Genomic DNA, 18,239 nt, shown 5'->3' with positions numbered 1-18,239 from the left:
CATTCCGTGGCGCTGCTACCACGAACGGTCAGCCGCCGAGCGCGACCAGCTTCTCGAGCACGGTGGTGACGGCCTCCCGCTGCGTCGCGACGTCGTACGGCGCGGGCACGCTGAGGTTCACGATGTCCACCAGCGCGTGGTGCGAGGCCAGGCCGGTCATGGCGACCGCGTCGTCGCCGGCGTCGGTCACGAGCCGGGCGCCGTCGGTGCCCTCGACGACGAGCTCCTCGGTCGGCGCCGTGATCTGCCCGAGCGTCTCGTCCCAGATCGTGTCGAAGTCCGCCGCCGCGGCGACGGTGGTGATGGTCAGCACGACGACGTCGGTCGCGACGTCGGTGTAGGTGCAGCCCCGGTACGTCGCCGCCCCCGCCGGTTCCTCCCGCACCGGGTCGACGCCGAGCAGCGCGGCGACCTCCTCCGGCGTCGCGGCCGCGCAGGGGTCGGGCACCTCCCGGGCGGCGCCCGCCGTACCGGTCACGGACGGCTCGTCGGTCGGGAAGCTCGTCTGCGTCGACGCCCCGGCCGGGAGGTCGTCCCCGTCGTCGCCGCAGCCCGCGAGGGCCACGGCGCCCAGCAGTGCCAGCCCGACGGCCCGCGCGGCGGCCCGGGCGGGGCCGCCGCGTCGTCGTGGGTCATCCATCCAGGTCGCTGCCCATCGTCACGGTGGTCGTCGTCTCCTCGTCGCCGCCGTCGAGGTACGTCACCTCGACCTCCTCGCCCACCTCGTGGTCGAGGACGGCCGTCAGCAACGCCTCCGTGCCGTTCACGTGGATGTCGCCGACCTGCACGATGATGTCACCCGGCTCCAGCCCGGCCTCGTCCGCCGCCCCACCGCTGTCGACGTCCGTCACCACCGCCGCGCCGTCCACGATGTCGTCGATCACGGCGGTCTCCGCGGCCACGCCGAGCGAGGCGTGCTCGACCTCGTCGCCGGCGCGCAGCTGGTCCACCACGACGTTCGCGACGTCGATCGGGATGGCGTAGCTGATGCCGATGAACCCGGCCTCGTAGCCCGTCTCGCCCTGCGCCAGCTCGATGGCGCCGTTGATGCCGACCACCTCGCCGCGCAGGTTCACCAGCGGCCCGCCCGAGTTGCCCGAGTTCACGGCCGCGTCGGTCTGGATCGCCGGGTAGGCCACCAGTTCGTCCGGCAGCGACAGCACGAACGGCCGGTTCATCGCGCTGACGATGCCCGCGGTCACCGTCGACTGCAGGCCGTACGGCGCACCGATCGCCACGACCGCCTGGCCGACCTCGGTGGCGTCGGAGGAGCCGAGCGAGGCGACCGTCAGGTCGTCCGGGCCCTCGGTCATCTCGAGCAGCGCGACGTCGAGCAGGGGGTCGCTGCCGACGACCTCCGCGGTGCCGAAGGAGCCGTCGTAGAAGGTCAGCACGATCTCGTCGCCCCGCGAGGCGGAGTCGACGACGTGGTGGTTGGTGATGATCTCGCCGTCGTCGGAGACCACGAAGCCGGAGCCCTGGGAGTAGCCGCCCTCCACGGGCACGTTGATCTGCACGACCGCGGGCAGCACGACGTTGGAGATGTCGTTGACCGAGACCAGGTCGAGCGGGTCGAGGCTCTCGGTGTCGATCTCCTCCGCGTCGATGCGGGTGTCGCCGCCGGTGCCGGTGCCCTCGTCGGACGCCTGGAAGATCCCCTCGTCGACCAGCGCGGAGTAGCCGGCCGCGCCACCGACACCGCCCGCGAGGCCGAGCGCGAGGGCGCCGGCGAGCAGGCCGACGCCGCGCCCGCCGCCGCTCCGCTCACGACGTTCGCGTCGGGGCGCCGCCGGCGGTGGCCCCTGCTGCCCGGGCCCCTGCTGCCCGGACCCTTGCTGCCCGGGCCCCTGCTGGCCGAACGGCTGGCCCTGGCCCGGCTGGCCCGGGTACCCCTGCTGCCCGGGCTGGCCGGGGTATCCCTGCTGACCCGGGTACCCCTGCTGCCCGGGGTAGCCGGGGCCCGCGCCCTGCTGCGGGCGGGAGGGCGCGCCGTACGACGGGGGCGTCGGCAGGCGGGGGGAGGTGCCGGGGGGAGGGCCCGCGGGTCCGCGGCGGTCGGGGCGCGGCGGCTGCTGGTCGGTCATGGCCGTGATCCTTACCCCGCTCGGGCCCGGCTTGCACCTGCCGCGCCGGGGCAGTGCGGTCGGGACGTGGTTCAGGCGTCGGCGGCGTCGGGGTGCAGCGGTGAACCGGGCAGCTGCAGGGTCATCCGGGCCCCGCCCGACGGGGACTCGCTGGCCGTCACGGTGCCCGCGTGGCGCTCCGCGACCTGGCGCACGATGGACAGACCGAGGCCCGAGCCGGGCATGCCGCGGGACTCGGTGGAGCGGAAGAACCGCTCGAAGACGTGGGGGCGGTCCGGCTCGGGGATGCCCGGGCCCTCGTCGTCCACGGTGAGGATGCCGTTGGCCAGCGTCGCCACGACGCGACCGCCCGCGGGGCTCCACTTCGCGGCGTTGTCGAGCAGGTTGGTGATGGCGCGCTCCAGCGAGTGCGACTCCCCGACGAGCCACCACGGCGCGGCCCGCACCTCGAAGGTCACGCTCGGCGCGCGCAGCCGCACCCGCGAGACCGACCGGTCGAGCACCTCGACGAGCGAGACGGGCTCCACCACGTGGCGCACCTGCTCGTCGCGGGCGAGCTCGACGAGGTCGCCGATGAGCGTGCTCAGCTCCATGATCTGCGCGCGGACGTCGTCGATCAGCTCGCGGCGGGTCTCGGGGGGCAGCACCGACGCGGTGGACGCGCTCTCGGCCTGGGCGAGCAGGTCCAGGTTGGTGCGCAGCGAGGTCAGCGGCGTCTTCAGCTCGTGGCTGGCGTCGGCGACCAGCTGGCGCTGGCGCACGCGGGAGGCCTCCAGGGCGGTGAGCATCTGGTTGAAGGCGGTCGCCAGGCGGGCGATCTCGTCGTCGCCCTCCACCTGCAGGGGCCGCAGGTCCTCGGTGCGCGCGATCTCCTCGACCGCGTCGGTGAGCCGGCGCACGGGACGCAGCCCGTTGCGCGCCACCACCGTGCCCGCCAGGCCGGCGAGGAGCACGCCGCTGACCCCGAGCACGAGCATCACCAGTCCGAGCTGGCCGAGGAAGGCCTGCTGCGACGCCAGCTTCTGGGCGAGCATGAGGGCACCGGCGTACTCGGTCGTCCCCTCGATCCCCACCGGGTTGGGCAGCGGCACCGTCGCGATGCGGTAGCGCTCGCCGTCGATCGACACCGTCCGCAGGACCGCGTGGTTCGCCGCACCCGCCGCGACCTCGAGCTCGTCCTGGCCGAAGGGCAGCGCCCCGTCCTGGTGGCCCTGCAGCAGCTGGGTCCCGCTGACCGTCAGCAGCACGACGCGCACGTCGCTCGCCTCGTCGAGCCAGGGCTGCGTGTCGTAGGTCGTCACCGCGTCGCCCTGGTAGACGCTCGCCGTGGTCTGCGCCCGCTCCACGAGCTGCTCGTCCATCGTCTGCTGCATCTGCACGCGCACCACGAGGTAGACGCTCAACGACAGCAGCGCGACCGTGGCGCCCACCGCGATGGTGGTGAGCAGCGTGACCCGGCTGGCCAGCGAGCGGCGGTAGTGCCAGCGCCGGCCGTCGGGCAGGTCCGGCAGGTCGGGCTCGACGGGGTCGGCGGCGTACGGCGCGGGCCTGGCGGGGAGGGGCGCGGCTGGGGCGGGGCTCCCCTGGGGGGTGCTCACGCTTCCTTCAGCACGTAGCCGACCCCGCGGACCGTGTGGATGAGGCGCGGCTCGCCCTCGGCCTCGGTCTTGCGGCGCAGGTACCCGACGTACACCTCGAGGGAGTTCGCGGTGGTGGGGAAGTCGTAGCCCCAGACCTCCTCGAGGATGAACGAGCGCTCCAGCACGCGGCGCGGCCGGCGCAGGAACATCTCCAGCAGCGTGAACTCGGTGCGGGTCAGCTCGATCGCGCGCTGGCCCCGGCGCACCTCTCGGGTCGCGACGTCCATCGCGAGGTCGGCGAACGACAGCGACTCGTCGGCCTGCTCGGCCGGCACGACGCGGCGCAGCAGCGCCCGCACCCGCGCCAGCAGCTCCTCGAGCGCGAACGGCTTGGTCAGGTAGTCGTCCGCCCCCGCGTCGAGGCCCTCCACCCGCTCGCCGACGGCGTCGCGCGCGGTGAGGACGAGGATCGGTACGTCGTTGCCCGCCGCCCGCAGCGCCCGCGTCGTCTCGAGCCCGTCGAGGCGCGGCATCATCACGTCCATCACGACCACGTCGGGAGCGGCGGCGGCGATGCCCGCGAGGGCCTCCGCGCCGTCGCCCGCAGTGGTCACGACGTACCCGTTGAACTCCAGGGAGCGTCGCAGCGAGTCCCGCACGGCGCGGTCGTCGTCGACGACGAGCACGCGTGGTCCCTTCGTGTCCGGCACCCGGCGAGTATGCCGAACGTCTCTGAGCCCGCGCTGAGAGACGGGCGGATCGGTCGGGGCCGGGTCAGCGGCGCCCGGACGTCACCACTCGTCGTCGCCGGGGCGCGCCACGGCGGGGCTCGCCGCCGGGGAGTGGTTGCGTTCGGGCGGCGAGGTCAGCGCGCCGGGCCCCGCCGCCTGCCACGGCCCGCCGGCCGGGCCGACCGCCGGGCTCAGGAGTACGCCGACGCGACGGCGGCGGCGCGGGCGCCGTACCCGCCACCGAAGAGCGCGGCGTGCACGAGCAGCGGGAAGAGCTGGTGCAGCGGCAGGCGGTCGCGCCAGCCGTCGACGAGCGGGCGGCCGGCGGCGGCCGCCGTGTCCTCGTAGGCGTCGCAGAGCTCCGCGAGGTGGGGCAGGCCGAAGAGCGACAGCATGGCGAGGTCGACCTCGCGGTGCCCGCCGTACGACGCGGGGTCGACGACGTGCACGCTCCCGCCCACGCCCCACAGCACGTTGCCGTTCCACAGGTCGCCGTGCAGCAGGGCCGGCGGCTCCTCGGGGAGCAGGCCCGCGAGGCGGGGGAGGACGGCCTCGACCTTGCGGGCGTCCTCGGGCAGCACGGCGCCGCGGTCGCGGGCCAGCTTGAGGTAGGGCAGCACGCGGCGCACGGCGTAGAACTCCGCCCACGTCGCGCCCGGCGGGGCCGAGCACGGCAGCGGCAGGCGGCCGATGAAGCCGTCCTGCTCGGCGCCGAGGGTGGCGGGGGCCAGGTGGGTGCGCGCCAGCGCGACGCCCAGGGCGACGGCCGCGTCGGCCGAGGGGCGGCCCGGGTCGACCCAGCGCAGGATGACGCAGTCGGACGCGGCGGCCAGCACCTCGGGCACCTCGACGCCCCCCGGTACGGCGGCGAGCCGCGCCAGGCCGCGCGCCTCGGCCTCGAAGAACCCGGCCGGCGCGCCCGGGCAGGTCTTCATCAGCGCGTTGCGGCCGTCGGCGAGCCGCAGGCGGGTCGCGGTCGAGGTGTCGCCGCCCGCGACGGGCGAGGTGGCGGCCACGGCGGTGCCCAGCAGCTGCTCGGCCCGGCGCGCGACGAGGGGCTGGCGGGTCATGCCGCACCCCCGGCCGGAGCGCGGGTCGGTGCGGGAGAGGTCGCGGGCAGCGTCGCCCGCAGCTCGGCGACCAGCGCGTCGGCGACCCGCTCGACGACGGCCAGCGTGGCGTCGAACCCGTCGGGGCCGCCCTCGTACGGGTCGGGCACGTCGCCGGTGCCCTCGGGGTCGAGGTCGCGGAAGAGCAGCACGCGGTCGGCGGCGTCCCCGGCGAGGGCCCGCACGTCGGCGACGTTCGAGGCGTCCATGCCGAGCAGCGCGTCGAAGCCCGCGGCCTCGTCGGCGGTGAGGCGGCGCGCGCGGTGGCGGGTGGCGTCGTACCCCCCGCGGGTCAGCACCGCCGCGGACCGCTCGTCCATCGGGCCGCCCACGTGCCAGCCGGCGGTGCCGAAGGAGCGCACGTCCACCGCGTCGGCCAGGCCGGCCGCGGCGAGGCGCGCCTCGATGACGACGTCGGCGACGGGGGAGCGGCAGATGTTGCCGAGGCAGACGACGGCGAGCCGGTACGGCGCGGAGCCCTCCGCGCGGGTGGGTCGGGGCGTGGGGAGGACCCCCGTCACCCGCGCACCTCGGTGTCGGTGACGGCCTCGACGACCCACGTGACGACGGTGATGACGATCGAGGCGCCCAGCGCGGTCCAGAACCCGTCGACGGTGAACGGGATGTCGAAGCGGTCCGCGACCCACCCGGTGAGCAGGAACATCGCGGCGTTGACGACGAAGAGGAACAGGCCCAGCGTCAGCAGGATCAGCGGGAACGACAGCAGCTTGACCAGCGGCGTCACGAACGCGGTCACGACCGAGAAGATGAGGGCCACGCCGAGCAGCGGCAGGATCTTGTCCTCGATCTCGGCCTGGCCGCTGGTGGCGCCGTCGAACGAGATGCCGTCGAACAGCCACGCGGCCACGGCGATGCCGAGCGCGTTGACGAGGACCCAGGCGACGAACTTCACGGAGCCGATCCTAGGCAGGCCGGGCCAGGGGTGCGGCGGTTCGAGCGCGGCTCAGTGGACGCCGAGCGCGCGCAGGATGTCGCGCTCCGCGAGCGCCAGGTGGTGCTCGACCTCGGCCGCCGCGCCCTCCACGTCGCCCCCGTCGAGCATCGCCACGAGGGCGTCGTGGGTGTGCGCCTGGTCGTGGGCGTTGCGCTCGGCGCGGTCGATCTGGGCGAGCACCAGCTTGAGCTCCGCGACCAGGGACCGGGCGGTCGCGACGAGCCGGGGGGAGCCCACGAGGCCGACGAACGAGACGTGCACCGCGAGGTGCTTCTCGTTGAGGTCCGCGTACGACGCGCCCCGCGCCACCGCGTCCGTGTAGGCCGCGACGGCCTCGCGCACCGCGGTGCGGGCCGACTCGTCGGCCTCCGCCCAGTGGCGCACGCCGGCCACCTCGAGCACGGCCCGCGCGCGGCACACGTCGCGCACGGACTCGACGTCCGGCACCGCCACCGTCACGCCGCGGTTGGGCTCGCGGGTCGCGATCGACTCGGCGACCAGCACGGTCAGCGCCTCGCGCACGGTGGACCGCGCGACGCCGAGGGAGGCGGCGAGCGCGACCTCGCGCAGCGGAGTACCCGACTCCAGCTCGCCGTCGAAGACGGCGCGGCGCAGCTCGTCGGCCACGCGCGCGACCGTCGAGGTCACCTCGACGCGGAGGCCGGCGTAGGGATCGGACACGGTCCGCATCATCCCGCGTCCGTGACCCCGGCGACACCGGGGCCCGTGGTCTTGGCGGGCGGGGTCCCGTCGTGCCACACTCGCCGCCGGTCGGATTGTCTGACAATCAACGGAGGTGGACGGATGCGCATCGAACTGGTGGACCAGCCGAGCACGGTGGTGGAGCGGAGTGCGGAGCGCGTCGCGGACCTGCCGTGGGGCCGCTCCTACCTGACGGTGAGCCCCGACCACTTCCGGGTCGACTACGTCATCAACCCCTACATGGACCCCTCCGAGCAGCCCGAGCCCGAGCGCACCCGCGAGCAGTGGCACGGCATGCTCGCCGCGCTCCGCGACGCCGGCGCCCGCGTCGACGTGCTGCGCCAGCGCGGCGACAGCCCCGACATGGTCTACGCGATGAACCTCGGCCTGCCGTTCACGCGGGCCGACGGCACGCCCGCGTTCCTCGCCTCCCACATGCGCTACCCCCAGCGCCGCGCCGAGACCGGCAGCGCCACTGCCTGGGCCGAGGCCCGCGGCCGCGAGGTCGCGTACGTCGGACGCGACGGCGTCGGCGCGCACGTCGAGGCCGGCGACCTCTTCCCCTTCGGCGGGGAGCTGCTCGCCGGTTTCGGCCCGCGCACCGAGGAGGCGGCGCTGGCCGGCGTCGCCGCCGCGCTCGAGGTGCGCGTGCGGGGGCTGCGGATCACCCACCCCGGGATGTACCACCTCGACCTCGCCTTCTGCCCCCTCGACGAGCGCCGCGCGATGGTCTGCCCGGCGGCGTTCGACGACGAGTCCGCGGCGGCGCTGCTGGCCGCCGTACCGGAGCCGCTGGTGCTCGACGAGGTCGAGGCCCTGACGTTCTGCGCGAACTCGGTGGTCGTCGGCCGCACCGTCCTCATGCCGGCCTGCCCGCCGCGCGTGCGCGAGCAGCTGGAGGCGTGGGGGTTCGACGTCGTGCTCGTCGACGTCTCCGAGCTGCACAAGGGCGGCGGCTCGATCCGCTGCCTCACCAACCCGCTCGACGTCGTCGTCGGGCGCGACCTCCTGCACGTGCCCGGCGGCGAGGTCGTCGGGAGCTGAGGTTTCCCCGCCTGAGCGGGGAAACATGTGCTTTGCGAGCCAGGCATTGGCCGTAAAGCACATGATTCCCCGCCTAAGCGGGGAATCCCCACGGCTGCGCGCCCGCCCACTCGGTGCTGCGCGCGGCGGCGTCGACGGCCGTGGTGAGGGCGGCGGCGCGGTCGGCGCCCCGGGCGAGGGCCGCGGCCAGGGTGCCGGCGAAGGTGTCGCCTGCCCCGGTGGTGTCGACGGGCTCGACCCGCGGGCTGGGTACGACGGCACCCGCCCACCGCGCGCCCGCCGCGCCCAGCGTGGTGCAGGTGCGCGGGTCGTCGGCGGCGAGCCCGAGCTGCGCGGCCTCGACCTCGTTGACGACCACGACGTCGTCCGGGCCGAGCCGGCCCAGGAGCTCGGCGAGCCGCTCCCGCCCCAAGGCGTCGTCGGGCACCGGGGAGGCGTTGACGACGAGCCGGGCGCGCGTCGGCGCGACGGCGTCGAGGAGCGCCGCGACCGCGTCGAGCGGCACCTCGAGCTGGGTGAGCACGACGTCGGCCGCGGCCAGCACCGCCTCCGCCCCGGCCACGTCGGAGCCGTCCACCGCTCCGTTCGCCCCGGTGACCACGACGATCGAGTTCTCGCCCCCCTCGTCCACCAGGATCGTGGCGCTGCCGGTCGGCGCGTCCGGGTCGGTCACCAGATGGGCGGTGTCGACGCCGAGGCCGTCGAGACGCGCGCGGTACGCCGCCCCCTCGCCGTCTGCGCCGACCCGGCCGACGAGCGCCACGTCGGCGCCGGCCCGGCGCGCGGCCGCCGCCTGGTTCGCGCCCTTGCCGCCGGGGCCGAGCGTCATCCCGCGCGCCAGGACCGTCTCGCCGGGCGCGGGCAGCGCCGCCAGCCGGTGCACCCGGTCCACGTTGACCGAGCCGACCACGACGACACGGCCGGGGCGGGCCGGCGTACCGGCGGCGGGTGGGGTGCTCACGGGTACCTCCGGAGGTCGGTGGCGGCGGGCGCGCAGACCCACGCCGGGCCGAGGCGCCGCGCGGGTCGCGGTGGGAGCGGTAGTGCAGGACTATCGCAGGCACCGCAACCCGTCGGCCCCGCCCGCCCGGGCGCGCGCGGCCCCGCGCGCTCGGCCGCCGCACAGCCGCCGCACAGCCGGCCCCGGTAGGTTCTCGCGTCGTGGTGACCTTCGGCGGACCAGCGGTGATGCTGCTCGGCGCGGTGCTGGCCGGCGTCGTGCTCGCGGGCGCGGCGGCGCTGGTGGCCCGGCGCACGGGGGCCGTGTTCGCGTTCTCCGCCGCCGGTTTCGCCTGGTGGGTGGTCGTCATCGCCCTCGTCACGCTGGTGCCCGCGAACGGGTCGCCGGGGTGGGTCGCGGCCGGGATGCGCGCCGACACCTGCTCCTTCGACGTCGGCGGGCCCGCGCCCGACGGGTTCTGGATCTTCGACGGCGGCCAGCGCCTGCTCAACACCGCGCTCTTCGTGCCCGCCGGGGCGCTGGGGGCGCTCGCGGCGTGCCGGTGGCGGGCGGGCTGGGGCCTGGTGCCGCTGGTGGCGGCCGGCCTGGCGCTCTACTCCGTCGGCATCGAGTGGACCCAGCTCGAGCTCGCCCGCATCGACCGCGCCTGCGACGTCACCGACGTCATCGACAACGCGACCGGCGCCGCGCTGGGTGCCGCGGGCGGCGTGCTGCTCGCCGTGGTGCTGCGCCCGTGGCGGGCGCGGCGGCCCGACGGTCCCGCACGCTGAAACGGCCGGTCGGCGCGGCCGCCGGCTGCGAGCCCTAACCTGACGCCCATGACCGATCCCGTCCCGGGCGCCGTCGCGCCCACGCCCCGGAGCAGCGTGCTGGCGATCCCGGCCTACGTGCCGGGCCGGCCGCCCACCACCCGCCCGGGCACCACGTCGTACAAGCTGTCGAGCAACGAGCTGCCCTTCCCGCCCCTGCCCGGCGTGCTGGCGGCGGCGCACGAGGCGGCGGCGCAGATGAACCGCTACCCCGACATGGGCAGCGCCGCCCTCTACGCGGCGCTCGCCGACCACCTCGGCGTGCCGACCGAGCGGCTCGCGGTGGCGACCGGGTCCGTCGCGCTGCTCTACCAGCTCGTCGCGGCCTTCTGCGACCCCGGCGACGAGGTCGTCCACGCCTGGCGCTCCTTCGAGGCCTACCCGATCGCGGTCACCGCGGGCGGCGCCGTCGGCGTGCCCGTGCCGCTCGGCGCGGGCCACCGCCACGACCTCGGGGCGATGGCGGCGGCGGTCACCGACCGGACCCGCGTCGTCATCCTCTGCACGCCCAACAACCCGACCGGGCCCGCGCTGACGCAGACCGAGGTCGACGCCTTCCTCACGCAGGTGCCCGGCCACGTCGTCGTGGTGCTCGACGAGGCGTACGTCGAGTTCGTGCGCGGCGACGACCCCCTCGACGGCGTCGCGACCGCCGCACGGCACCCCAACGTCGTGCTCACCCGCACGTTCTCCAAGGCCTACGGGCTCGCGGGGTTCCGGGTCGGGTACGCCGTCGCGCACCCCGACGTCGCCGCCGCGCTCCGGGCGGTCTCGCTGCCGTTCGGCGTCTCCGCGGTGGCGCAGGCCGCCGCGGTGGCCTCGCTCGCCGAGGGCGGGGCGCTGGCCGAGCGGGTGGAGGCGGTCGTGCAGCGGCGCGCCCGCGTGCTCGCCGGGCTGCGCGACGCCGGCTGGGACGTGCCCGACGCGCAGGGCAACTTCGTGTGGCTCCCCCTGACCGGTACGACGCCGGGGGCCCCCGACCACGCGGGCACGTTCGCGGCGGCGGCGGAGGAGGCGGGCATCGTCGTGCGCCCCTTCGCCGGCGACGGCGTCCGCGTGACCATCGGCGAGGAGGAGGCCTGCGAGCGCCTGCTCGCGGTCGCGTCGGCGTACCGCCGCTGAGCCGGCGCGGCAGCCCGTCCGTCGGGGCCGCCGGGTCCACAGGTCCCGTTCAGCCTGGCCTGCCAGGATCGGCGCCATGACGCGCACGCCCCGCCCCGCCCGCGCCGCCCGCCCCCTGGCCGCCGCGGTGGCCGCCCTCGCGCTGGCCGCGCTCACCGCGTGCGGCGGCGGGTCGGACGAGGGGGCGACGACGCCGGAGCCGACGGCCGGCGAGGCGGCGGACACCTGCACCGCGGCCGGCACCACCGAGGACGGGGTCGAGGACGGGGTCGAGGACGGGGCCGAGGACGGGTCGGGCAGCACCGTCGACCCGTCGGCCCCGCCCGCCGACCGCCTGCAGGTGGCGCTCGACGGCCTGCCCGCCGTCGACGGCACCACGAGCACCGAGGGCGTCGGGGTCGTGCCCGCCGAGCTGCCCGCCGACGTGCTGCCCGCCGGCGTCGACCCGGCCGACGTGGCGTCCTACGGCTGCGCCGAGTCGGGCTGGTTCCTCCTCCTGCGCTCCACCGACGTGCCCGAGCTGGCCGAGGTGACGACCGACGAGCGCCTCACCGCGGCCGGCTTCGCCGAGGGGGAGGCGTTCGAGTCCGACACCCTGTCGCCGCTGCGCACCTTCGTCCGCGAGGCCGACGGGGTCGTCGTGGGGTTCGCGGTGACGGACGTGGCGACGCAGGACGCGACGTACCCCTCGCGGGTCGGCCTCCTCGTGACGCCCCGCGACCGGCTGACCGGCTGACCCGGCTCGCCGGCTGCACCGGAGCCCGCGGGCTGGGTACCGGCACCCCACGAGTCGCCCGACGGGACGGGTGGCACCGGGAGCAGGAGGTGGGTGCGTGGGACTGGAGCCGTTGCCGGAGACGGTGGAGGCGGCGGACGAGCTGCGCCACCTGGCCCCGGACCGCGACGTGCTCGAGGAGCTGCGCGGCATCGCCGGCGAGGTGCAGGAGATCGCCCCCGAGTGCGTCGGGCTCAGCATCTCGCTGCACGACCACGGCGCCACCTTCACGCTCGCGTCGACCTCGGCGACGACGGCGGTGCTCGACGCGGTGCAGTACCTCGACGACGGTCCCTGCCTGGAGGCCGTGCGGAGCGGGCAGGTGCTGCAGCTCGATCTGGACGGCGGGCAGCTCGCCGTGACCGGCGCCGGGGCCCTGGACGCGGCCGACACCACGGACACCGCGGAGACCGTCGAGCCGGGCGCCGGCGACGACTCGCCGCTCGACGAGGGCCGGTGGCACCTCTTCTCGGCCGCCTCCGCGGCGTCGGGTGTGCTGTCGTCGCTCTCCCTGCCGCTGCTGCGCCAGGGGCGGGTGGTCGGCGGCGTGAACCTCTACGGCTCGCGGCCCGGCTCGTTCGCCGACCACGTCGAGGAGCTGGCGACGGTGCTCGGGGCCTGGGCGCACGGCGCCGTGCTCAACGCCGACCTCACCTTCTCCACGCTGGAGGCGGCCCGCCGCACCCCGGGTGAGCTGCGCAACCAGACCACCGTCGCGGTGGCGGCCGGGATCCTGGCCGCGGCCCACGGCGTCAGCGTGCTGCGCGCCGAGGAGCAGCTGCTCGAGGCGTCCCGCCTCGCCGACGTCGAGCCCGCGGCGCTCGCCCGCGTCGTGGTGGACTCCCGCCGCCCGTAGACCTCGGAGGCCGCCCGCCCCGCGGCTGCCCGGCTACCGGCTGGCGGTCCGGTCCTCGTCCATCCGCGACTCCTGCTCGGTCTGGTCGATGAGCCGCGCGGCGACGTCACGCATCTTGGTGTTGCTGTTCTGCGACGTGCGCGCCAGGAACTCGAACGCCCGGGTGCGGTCGAGGCCGAACCGCTGCATCACGACGCCGACGGCCACGCCGATGAGCTCCCGGGACTCCAGCGCCTCCGCGAGCTGGGTGCGCTCCCGCACGCCGCCGAGCGCGACGGCGGCGCCGGCCGCGAAGAGCTCCGCGAGCTCGAGCGTGCCCTCGTCGAGGGTCTCCTGCGTCGAGGAGTAGAGGTTCAGCCCGCCGAGCGTGTCGTCGTCCACGAAGAGGCGCAGCCCCATCTGGGCCTGCAGGCCCTCGCGGACGGCCCGGGCGACGTACTCCGGCCAGCGCTGCTCGTGGCGCATGTGCTCGACGACGATGGTGTGCTCGTCCAGCACCGCGTGCAGGCACGGGCCCTCGCCGAGCTCGTACTGCACCCGGTCGAGCCCCCGCGCGACCTCGTCGGTGCCCGCGACCGTCTCGAGCGTGCCGTCGCGGCGCGCCAGGGAGACGCTGACGTGGTCGATGCCCGGCAGGGTGCGCTGCGCGACCTCCACGATGGTCTGCAGGGTGGTCGGCACGTCCCGCGGCGCGGTGACCTGCCGGAGGGCCTCCTCCGCGGCGCGCGGCAGTGACGGATCGGTGCTCATCGCCTCACCGTACCGGCGCGCGGGCCCGCGCTGCGCCCGTTTCGTCAAGCCGCCGGGGCCCCCCGCAGCCCCGCCGCAGCCCCGCCGCAGCCCCACCGCGGCCCCGCCCCGCGGGACGGGACCCGTGGGGACCCGTGGGGCGTGTCAGGGTGTCCCCGTGCCGTGCATGCCGAGCGGGGGGCCCCGATGACCGCCCTCGACGACTACACCGCGTGGCTCGCGCAGCCGCGGCTCGACGCCGGCCCCGAGCGGTACGACGAGCTGGTCGCCCCCGACGGCTCCCTGCGGCCCGCGTGGCGCGGGCTCGCGGAGGTCGCCGTCCGCCTCACCTCCGAGGACCTGGCGCGCGTGCACGGCGACATCCGGCGGGCGCTCGCCGACGACGGCGTCACCTACGCGGCGCCCGGCGAGGACCTCGCGCCCTGGCGCCTCGACCCGGTGCCCCTCGTGCTCGACGCCGACGACTGGTCGACCCTGGAGGTGGGCCTCACCCAGCGGGCGGAGGTGCTCAACGCGCTGGCGGCCGACCTGCACGGCCCGCGGCGGCTCCTCGCCGAGGGGGTGCTGCCGGCGCCGTTGGTGCTGGGCCACCCCGGCTACGAGCGGGTGCTGGCCCGCCCCTCGGCGGCCGACCCGCGGCCGCTCCTGCTGACCGCCTGCGACCTGGGCCGCGCGGCCGACGGGACGTGGCGGGTGCTCGCCGACCGGGCCCAGGCGCCGTCGGGCATGGGCTACGCGATGGAGAACCGGCGCGTCGTCTCCCGCGTGCTGCCCGAGCTCTACCGGCAGGCCGACCTGCACCGCATGGCGCCGTTCTTCCACGCGCTGCGCACGACGCTGCTCAACGCGGCCCCGGGCGACCCGCCGAACCCGCGGGTCGTCGTGCTGTCCCCCGGCCCCCGCTCGGAGACGGCCTACGACCAGGCGTTCCTGGCCAGCACGCTCGGCTTCCCGCTCGTGCAGGGCGACGACCTCGTGGTGCGCGACGGGGCCGTGTGGATGCGCGTGTTCGAGCACCTCGAGCGGGTGCACGTCGTGCTGCGGCGCGTCGACGCCGCGTGGAGCGATCCCCTCGAGCTGCGGGCGGGCTCCCGCCTCGGCGTCGCCGGGCTGACCGAGGCGGTACGGCGGGGCACGGTCCGCGTCGTCAACGGCCTCGGTGCGGGCGTGGTCGAGAACCCCGGCCTGCTGCCCTACCTGCCTGCCGTGGCCGAGCGCCTGCTGGGCGAGGAGCTGCGCCTCGACGCCGTCCCCACCTGGTGGTGCGGCGACGAGCGGGCGCGCCGCACCGTGCTCGACCGGCTCGACGAGCTGGAGGTGCGGCGCACCGACGGCACCCGCGTCACCGGCACGCGCGACGAGCTGCGCCGCCGGATCGAGGAGTCGCCGCACACCCACGTCGGCCAGCAGCCGATCGCGCTCTCCCAGGCCCCGACGGTGCTGCCGACGACCGCGGGCGGCCGCGCGGGCGGGGCCGCGGTGACGCCCGGGCCGCTCTCGCTGCGCACCTTCACGCTCTGGTACGGCTCCTCCTACCGCCCCCTCGTCGGCGGTCTGGCCACCGTCCGCGAGCGACGGGAGGGCCGCCGTACCGTCGCGGCGAGCGCGAAGGACGTGTGGGTGCTGAAGCGGGACCCGGCCGCGCCGGACCAGCACCTGGCCCACCAGCTGCAGCTGTCCTACACCGACCCCGGCACGGCGATGGTGCCGCGCGTGCTGGACGACCTCTTCTGGGCGGGGCGCTACCTCGAGCGCGCCGAGGACCTGCTGCGCCTCGTGCTCACCGCGCACGCACTGGCGGACGACTACCGCACCCGGCCGCTCTCCGCCGGCGGCGCGAGCCTCGCCGTCACCTGGAGCGCCGTCCACGCCCTCTGCCCGCCGGCGACGGGGCCGGGCGCGGGGCCGGAGGACGACGCGGAGTTCCGCGCCGTGGTGCTCGACACGGCCCGCGCGGGCAGCGTCGCCCAGTCCCTCGCGGCGCTGCGGGCCTGCTCGCTGGCCGTGCGCGACCACCTGTCCGCCGACACCTGGCGCACGTTCGCCGCCCTCGACCGCGCGGCCGCCGACCTGCGGGCCTCGACCCACAGCCACCGGGTCGAGGAGGTGTGCGGCCGGATGCTCGACGGCGTCCTCGCCCTGACGGGCGTGACGGCCAACATGGTGCGCGACCCGGGCTGGCACATGATCGGCGCCGGCCGGGCCGTCGAGCGGGTCCACCAGGTCGCCCGGCTCCTGCGGGCCACGCTCGTCGAGCGCCACGGCCTCGACACCGACCGGCGTGTGCTCAACGCCGTGCTCGGCTCGACCGAGTCCGTCGTGACGCACCGGCGACGCCACCGCGGCTACGTCAAGGTCGGCAGCACCCTCGACCTGCTGCTGCTCGACACCGCGAACCCGCGCTCGGTCGCGCACGCGCTCGGCGAGCTGCGCACCCACCTGGCCGCCGTGCCGGGCTCCACGGGCTCGACCCGCCCCGAGCGCCTCCTCGACGAGCTGGCGGAGCGGGTCGCCACCGTCGACCCGCGCGCGCTCGGCGCGCTCGGGGGCGAGCGCCGCCCCCACCTGGCGCGGTTCCTGGACGAGGTCGTCGACGACGTCGCGCGGCTCTCGGACGCGATCGCGCTGCTGCACTTCCCCAGCGGCCCCGGCCCGCGCTCGTTCACCCAGCTGCTGCCCGCCCGGCTCGCCGGGTCCGGCACCGAGGAGGGGAGCGGCGCGTGAGGTACCGCGTGTGGCACCGCACCACCTACACCTACGACGCCGACGTCACCGACAGCCTCGGCATCGCCTACCTGACGCCCCGCACGGGCGCGCTCCAGCGGGTGCTGAGCCGCGAGCTGACGGTGTCCCCGGCGACCGACGAGGTCCGCGACGACGTCGACGTCCACGGCAACGTGGCGACCTTCTTCCAGGTCGTCCGCCCCCACCGCGAGCTCGTGGTGCGCGCCGAGAGCGTCGTCGAGGTGACCGCGCCGGTGTACGACGCGGAGCTCCTCGCCACCCCCTGGGAGGAGGCCCGACCGGCCGCCCGCCCCGACAGCCCGGACGCCTGGGAGGCCTGGGACGGCGCGCTGCCCACGGCGCTGGCCGCGCCCGGACCCGAGGTGCGGGAGTACGTCGGGGAGTCGCTGACCCCGGGCCGCCCGCTCGGCGACGTGCTCACCGACCTGGTGCGCCGCGTGCACGCCGACTTCGCCTACCGGCCCGGCGCGACGACCGTGACCACCTCCGTCGCCGAGGTGATGGCCGCGCGCGCCGGGGTCTGCCAGGACTTCGCGCACCTCCTGCTCGCCGGCCTGCGGGCGCACGGCCTGGCCGCGCGCTACGTCTCGGGCTACCTGGCGACCACCCCGCCGCCGGGCCGCGAGCGCCTCGTCGGCGCGGACGCCACCCACGCGTGGATCGCGGTGTGGGCCCCCGGGCCGGCGCCCGCGGAGCCCGGCGGCGCACGGGGCGAGGGGGAGTGGCTGATGGTCGACCCGACGAACGACACGTGGGTCGACGAGCGCTACGTGAGCGTCGCCTGGGGGCGTGACTACGGCGACGTGCCGCCGCTCAAGGGCGTGATCTACACCGAGGCGACGAGCTCCTCGCTGGCGGTCGCGGTCGACGTCGCGCCGGTGCTCGAGGTCTGACGCCCGACGACCCGTCGGGCGGGTCGGGAGACACGGGGACCACTCGGGGGACATGATGGCGACCATGACGGACGACCGCACGACTCCCGCCGGCTGGTACGACGACGGATCCGGCACCCAGCGCTGGTGGGACGGGCACGCCTGGACCCAGCACACCCAGCCCGGCCCCGGCGACCTCGGCGACGCCGGGAGCGGCGCGACCGGCGCCGCCCCCGCTGGTGCCAACGGCGGCGCCGCGGGCGCCGACCGCACCCAGGTGGCGCACGACCCCCGCCGCCTCGAGCAGGCCGCGGCCGCCTCGGGCCAGGGCGCCCAGCCGGGCCAGCAGAGCCCGTCGGGCCAGTACGGCGCACCCGGCCAGGGCGAGCAGGGCTTCGGCCAGCAGCCCGGGTTCGGGCCGCAGGGCGGGTTCGGCCAGCAGGAGTCCTTCGGGCAGCAGCCCGGGTACGGCCAGCAGCCCGGCCACGCCCAGCAGGGCGCGCCGGCGTACGGCCAGCACGGACAGCACGGCCAGGGCGGTGCTCCGGCGTACGGGCAGCAGGGCTGGGGCCCCGGAGGCCCCGGAGGCCCCGGCGGCGCGAGCCCGGCGAGCGGTCGCGGTGGCGGCGGCGGGCTGAAGGGCAAGGGCAAGCTGATCGGCATCATCGCCGCGGTGGTCCTCGTCCTCGTGCTCGCGCTCGTGCTGTTCCTGACGGTGTTCAGCGGCGGCGGCAGCGCCGAGGACGCCGCCGAGGAGTACTTCGACGCGGTGGCCGACAACGACTTCGAGAAGGCCTGCGAGCTCTCCAGCGAGGAGTCGCAGCAGGACCAGTTCGAGACGTTCGACGGCGTCGACGACTGCGCCGGGCTCGCCGACGAGCTCGAGTCGGCGTCCGGTGAGGAGGGCGGCTTCTCCACCGAGGACTTCAACATCGAGACGGAGATCACCGAGGTCACCGAGGACGGCGACACCGCGACGGTGGAGTTCGACTACACGACCGAGTACACGGGCGACGACGAGGACATCCGCGACGCCTTCGGCGACGAGGCCGAGGAGGGCTCCGACGAGCTCGAGATGGTCCGCGAGGACGGCGAGTGGAAGGTCGTCGACGGGCTCTGAGCCCCCCGACACCCGCTCACGCAC

At 76.2% G+C, this 18,239-nt stretch carries 18 protein-coding genes; 8 read left to right on the top strand and 10 right to left on the bottom strand.

Features of this window, described 5'->3' with window-relative positions:
- Nucleotides 1-28 precede the first annotated feature (28 nt).
- The 8 genes from ACOACO_RS02050 to ACOACO_RS02015 all read right to left on the bottom strand — a co-directional run bounded on the left by ACOACO_RS02050 (nt 29) and on the right by ACOACO_RS02015 (nt 7,140).
- Entirely contained in the window at nt 29-640 is a 612-nt protein-coding gene (locus tag ACOACO_RS02050) for a DUF3558 family protein (protein WP_420294594.1), read from the bottom strand.
- On the bottom strand, nt 633-2,084 hold the full coding sequence (locus ACOACO_RS02045) for a S1C family serine protease (RefSeq protein ID WP_420294593.1): 1,452 nt from the start codon (nt 2,082-2,084) through the stop codon (nt 633-635). Before ACOACO_RS02045 ends, ACOACO_RS02050 begins: the two co-directional genes overlap by 8 nt.
- Before the next feature lie 71 nt (nt 2,085-2,155).
- Nucleotides 2,156-3,682, bottom strand: a complete 1,527-nt coding sequence (locus ACOACO_RS02040; RefSeq protein WP_420294592.1) for a HAMP domain-containing sensor histidine kinase — start codon at nt 3,680-3,682, stop codon at nt 2,156-2,158.
- Entirely contained in the window at nt 3,679-4,374 is a 696-nt protein-coding gene (locus ACOACO_RS02035; protein WP_420294591.1) for a response regulator transcription factor, read from the bottom strand. The genes ACOACO_RS02040 and ACOACO_RS02035 overlap by 4 nt, the downstream gene beginning before the upstream one ends.
- A gap of 212 nt (nt 4,375-4,586) precedes the next feature.
- Nucleotides 4,587-5,465 carry a fructosamine kinase family protein gene (locus ACOACO_RS02030; protein ID WP_420294590.1) on the bottom strand — a complete coding sequence of 293 codons (879 nt, stop codon included), beginning with the start codon at nt 5,463-5,465 and terminating at the stop codon, nt 4,587-4,589.
- Nucleotides 5,462-6,025: a low molecular weight protein-tyrosine-phosphatase gene (locus ACOACO_RS02025; protein WP_420294589.1), complete on the bottom strand. Its 564-nt coding sequence runs from the start codon at nt 6,023-6,025 to the stop codon at nt 5,462-5,464. Before ACOACO_RS02025 ends, ACOACO_RS02030 begins: the two co-directional genes overlap by 4 nt.
- Nucleotides 6,022-6,417 (bottom strand): phage holin family protein, encoded by a 396-nt coding sequence (locus ACOACO_RS02020; protein ID WP_420294588.1) that lies wholly within the window; start codon nt 6,415-6,417, stop codon nt 6,022-6,024. Before ACOACO_RS02020 ends, ACOACO_RS02025 begins: the two co-directional genes overlap by 4 nt.
- Nucleotides 6,418-6,468: 51 nt before the next feature.
- The gene (locus tag ACOACO_RS02015; RefSeq protein ID WP_420294587.1) at nt 6,469-7,140 is read right to left on the bottom strand and encodes a GntR family transcriptional regulator; all 672 of its coding nucleotides are present in this window, start codon (nt 7,138-7,140) and stop codon (nt 6,469-6,471) included.
- Between the two features lie 123 nt (nt 7,141-7,263).
- Here ACOACO_RS02015 and ACOACO_RS02010 point away from each other — a divergent pair, with 123 nt between their 5' ends.
- A complete protein-coding gene (locus tag ACOACO_RS02010) occupies nt 7,264-8,205 on the top strand; it encodes a dimethylarginine dimethylaminohydrolase family protein (RefSeq protein WP_420294586.1) in 942 nt (313 codons plus the stop codon).
- A gap of 73 nt (nt 8,206-8,278) precedes the next feature.
- Here ACOACO_RS02010 and ACOACO_RS02005 read toward each other — a convergent pair whose 3' ends face one another.
- Nucleotides 8,279-9,166, bottom strand: a complete 888-nt coding sequence (locus ACOACO_RS02005) for a PfkB family carbohydrate kinase (RefSeq protein ID WP_420294585.1) — start codon at nt 9,164-9,166, stop codon at nt 8,279-8,281.
- 200 nt (nt 9,167-9,366) lie between these two features.
- On the opposite strand from ACOACO_RS02005, the gene ACOACO_RS02000 reads away from it, so the two are divergent.
- The 4 genes from ACOACO_RS02000 (at nt 9,367) to ACOACO_RS01985 (ending at nt 12,728) form a co-directional block, all read left to right on the top strand.
- Entirely contained in the window at nt 9,367-9,936 is a 570-nt protein-coding gene (locus ACOACO_RS02000) for a VanZ family protein (RefSeq protein WP_420294584.1), read from the top strand.
- 48 nt (nt 9,937-9,984) lie between these two features.
- Entirely contained in the window at nt 9,985-11,097 is a 1,113-nt protein-coding gene (locus ACOACO_RS01995; RefSeq protein WP_420294583.1) for a histidinol-phosphate transaminase, read from the top strand.
- Between the two features lie 76 nt (nt 11,098-11,173).
- Complete coding sequence (locus tag ACOACO_RS01990; protein ID WP_420294582.1) at nt 11,174-11,833, top strand: hypothetical protein; 660 nt, start codon at nt 11,174-11,176, stop codon at nt 11,831-11,833.
- 97 nt (nt 11,834-11,930) lie between these two features.
- Nucleotides 11,931-12,728, top strand: a complete 798-nt coding sequence (locus ACOACO_RS01985; protein WP_420294581.1) for a GAF domain-containing protein — start codon at nt 11,931-11,933, stop codon at nt 12,726-12,728.
- 33 nt (nt 12,729-12,761) lie between these two features.
- On the opposite strand, the gene ACOACO_RS01980 is transcribed toward ACOACO_RS01985, so the two are convergent.
- On the bottom strand, nt 12,762-13,478 hold the full coding sequence (locus ACOACO_RS01980) for a GAF and ANTAR domain-containing protein (protein WP_420294580.1): 717 nt from the start codon (nt 13,476-13,478) through the stop codon (nt 12,762-12,764).
- A 186-nt stretch (nt 13,479-13,664) separates the two neighbouring features.
- Between ACOACO_RS01980 and ACOACO_RS01975 the strand changes: the two genes are divergently transcribed.
- The 3 genes from ACOACO_RS01975 to ACOACO_RS01965 all read left to right on the top strand — a co-directional run bounded on the left by ACOACO_RS01975 (nt 13,665) and on the right by ACOACO_RS01965 (nt 18,215).
- Complete coding sequence (locus tag ACOACO_RS01975) at nt 13,665-16,202, top strand: circularly permuted type 2 ATP-grasp protein (protein ID WP_420294579.1); 2,538 nt, start codon at nt 13,665-13,667, stop codon at nt 16,200-16,202.
- Nucleotides 16,199-17,116: a transglutaminase family protein gene (locus ACOACO_RS01970; RefSeq protein WP_420294578.1), complete on the top strand. Its 918-nt coding sequence runs from the start codon at nt 16,199-16,201 to the stop codon at nt 17,114-17,116. The genes ACOACO_RS01975 and ACOACO_RS01970 overlap by 4 nt, the downstream gene beginning before the upstream one ends.
- 64 nt (nt 17,117-17,180) lie before the next feature.
- Nucleotides 17,181-18,215 (top strand): DUF2510 domain-containing protein, encoded by a 1,035-nt coding sequence (locus tag ACOACO_RS01965; protein WP_420294577.1) that lies wholly within the window; start codon nt 17,181-17,183, stop codon nt 18,213-18,215.
- The last annotated feature ends 24 nt before the right edge of the window (nt 18,216-18,239 follow it).

Source organism: Nocardioides sp. CPCC 205120 (assembly GCF_048654585.1).
Lineage (GTDB): Bacteria > Actinomycetota > Actinomycetes > Propionibacteriales > Nocardioidaceae > Nocardioides.
Note: the sequence above shows the minus strand (reverse complement) of the source record. Positions and strands in the feature narration are given on the sequence as shown.

Coding starts and splice junctions, on each gene's coding strand:
- ACOACO_RS02010 (WP_420294586.1), top strand. CDS start 7,264: ATGCGCATCGAACTGGTGGACCAGCCGAGCACGGTGGTGGAGCGGAGT.
- ACOACO_RS01990 (WP_420294582.1), top strand. CDS start 11,174: ATGACGCGCACGCCCCGCCCCGCCCGCGCCGCCCGCCCCCTGGCCGCC.
- ACOACO_RS01965 (WP_420294577.1), top strand. CDS start 17,181: ATGACGGACGACCGCACGACTCCCGCCGGCTGGTACGACGACGGATCC.
- ACOACO_RS02050 (WP_420294594.1), bottom strand. CDS start 640: ATGGATGACCCACGACGACGCGGCGGCCCCGCCCGGGCCGCCGCGCGG.
- ACOACO_RS01975 (WP_420294579.1), top strand. CDS start 13,665: ATGACCGCCCTCGACGACTACACCGCGTGGCTCGCGCAGCCGCGGCTC.
- ACOACO_RS02030 (WP_420294590.1), bottom strand. CDS start 5,465: ATGACCCGCCAGCCCCTCGTCGCGCGCCGGGCCGAGCAGCTGCTGGGC.
- ACOACO_RS02045 (WP_420294593.1), bottom strand. CDS start 2,084: ATGACCGACCAGCAGCCGCCGCGCCCCGACCGCCGCGGACCCGCGGGC.
- ACOACO_RS01980 (WP_420294580.1), bottom strand. CDS start 13,478: ATGAGCACCGATCCGTCACTGCCGCGCGCCGCGGAGGAGGCCCTCCGG.
- ACOACO_RS01995 (WP_420294583.1), top strand. CDS start 9,985: ATGACCGATCCCGTCCCGGGCGCCGTCGCGCCCACGCCCCGGAGCAGC.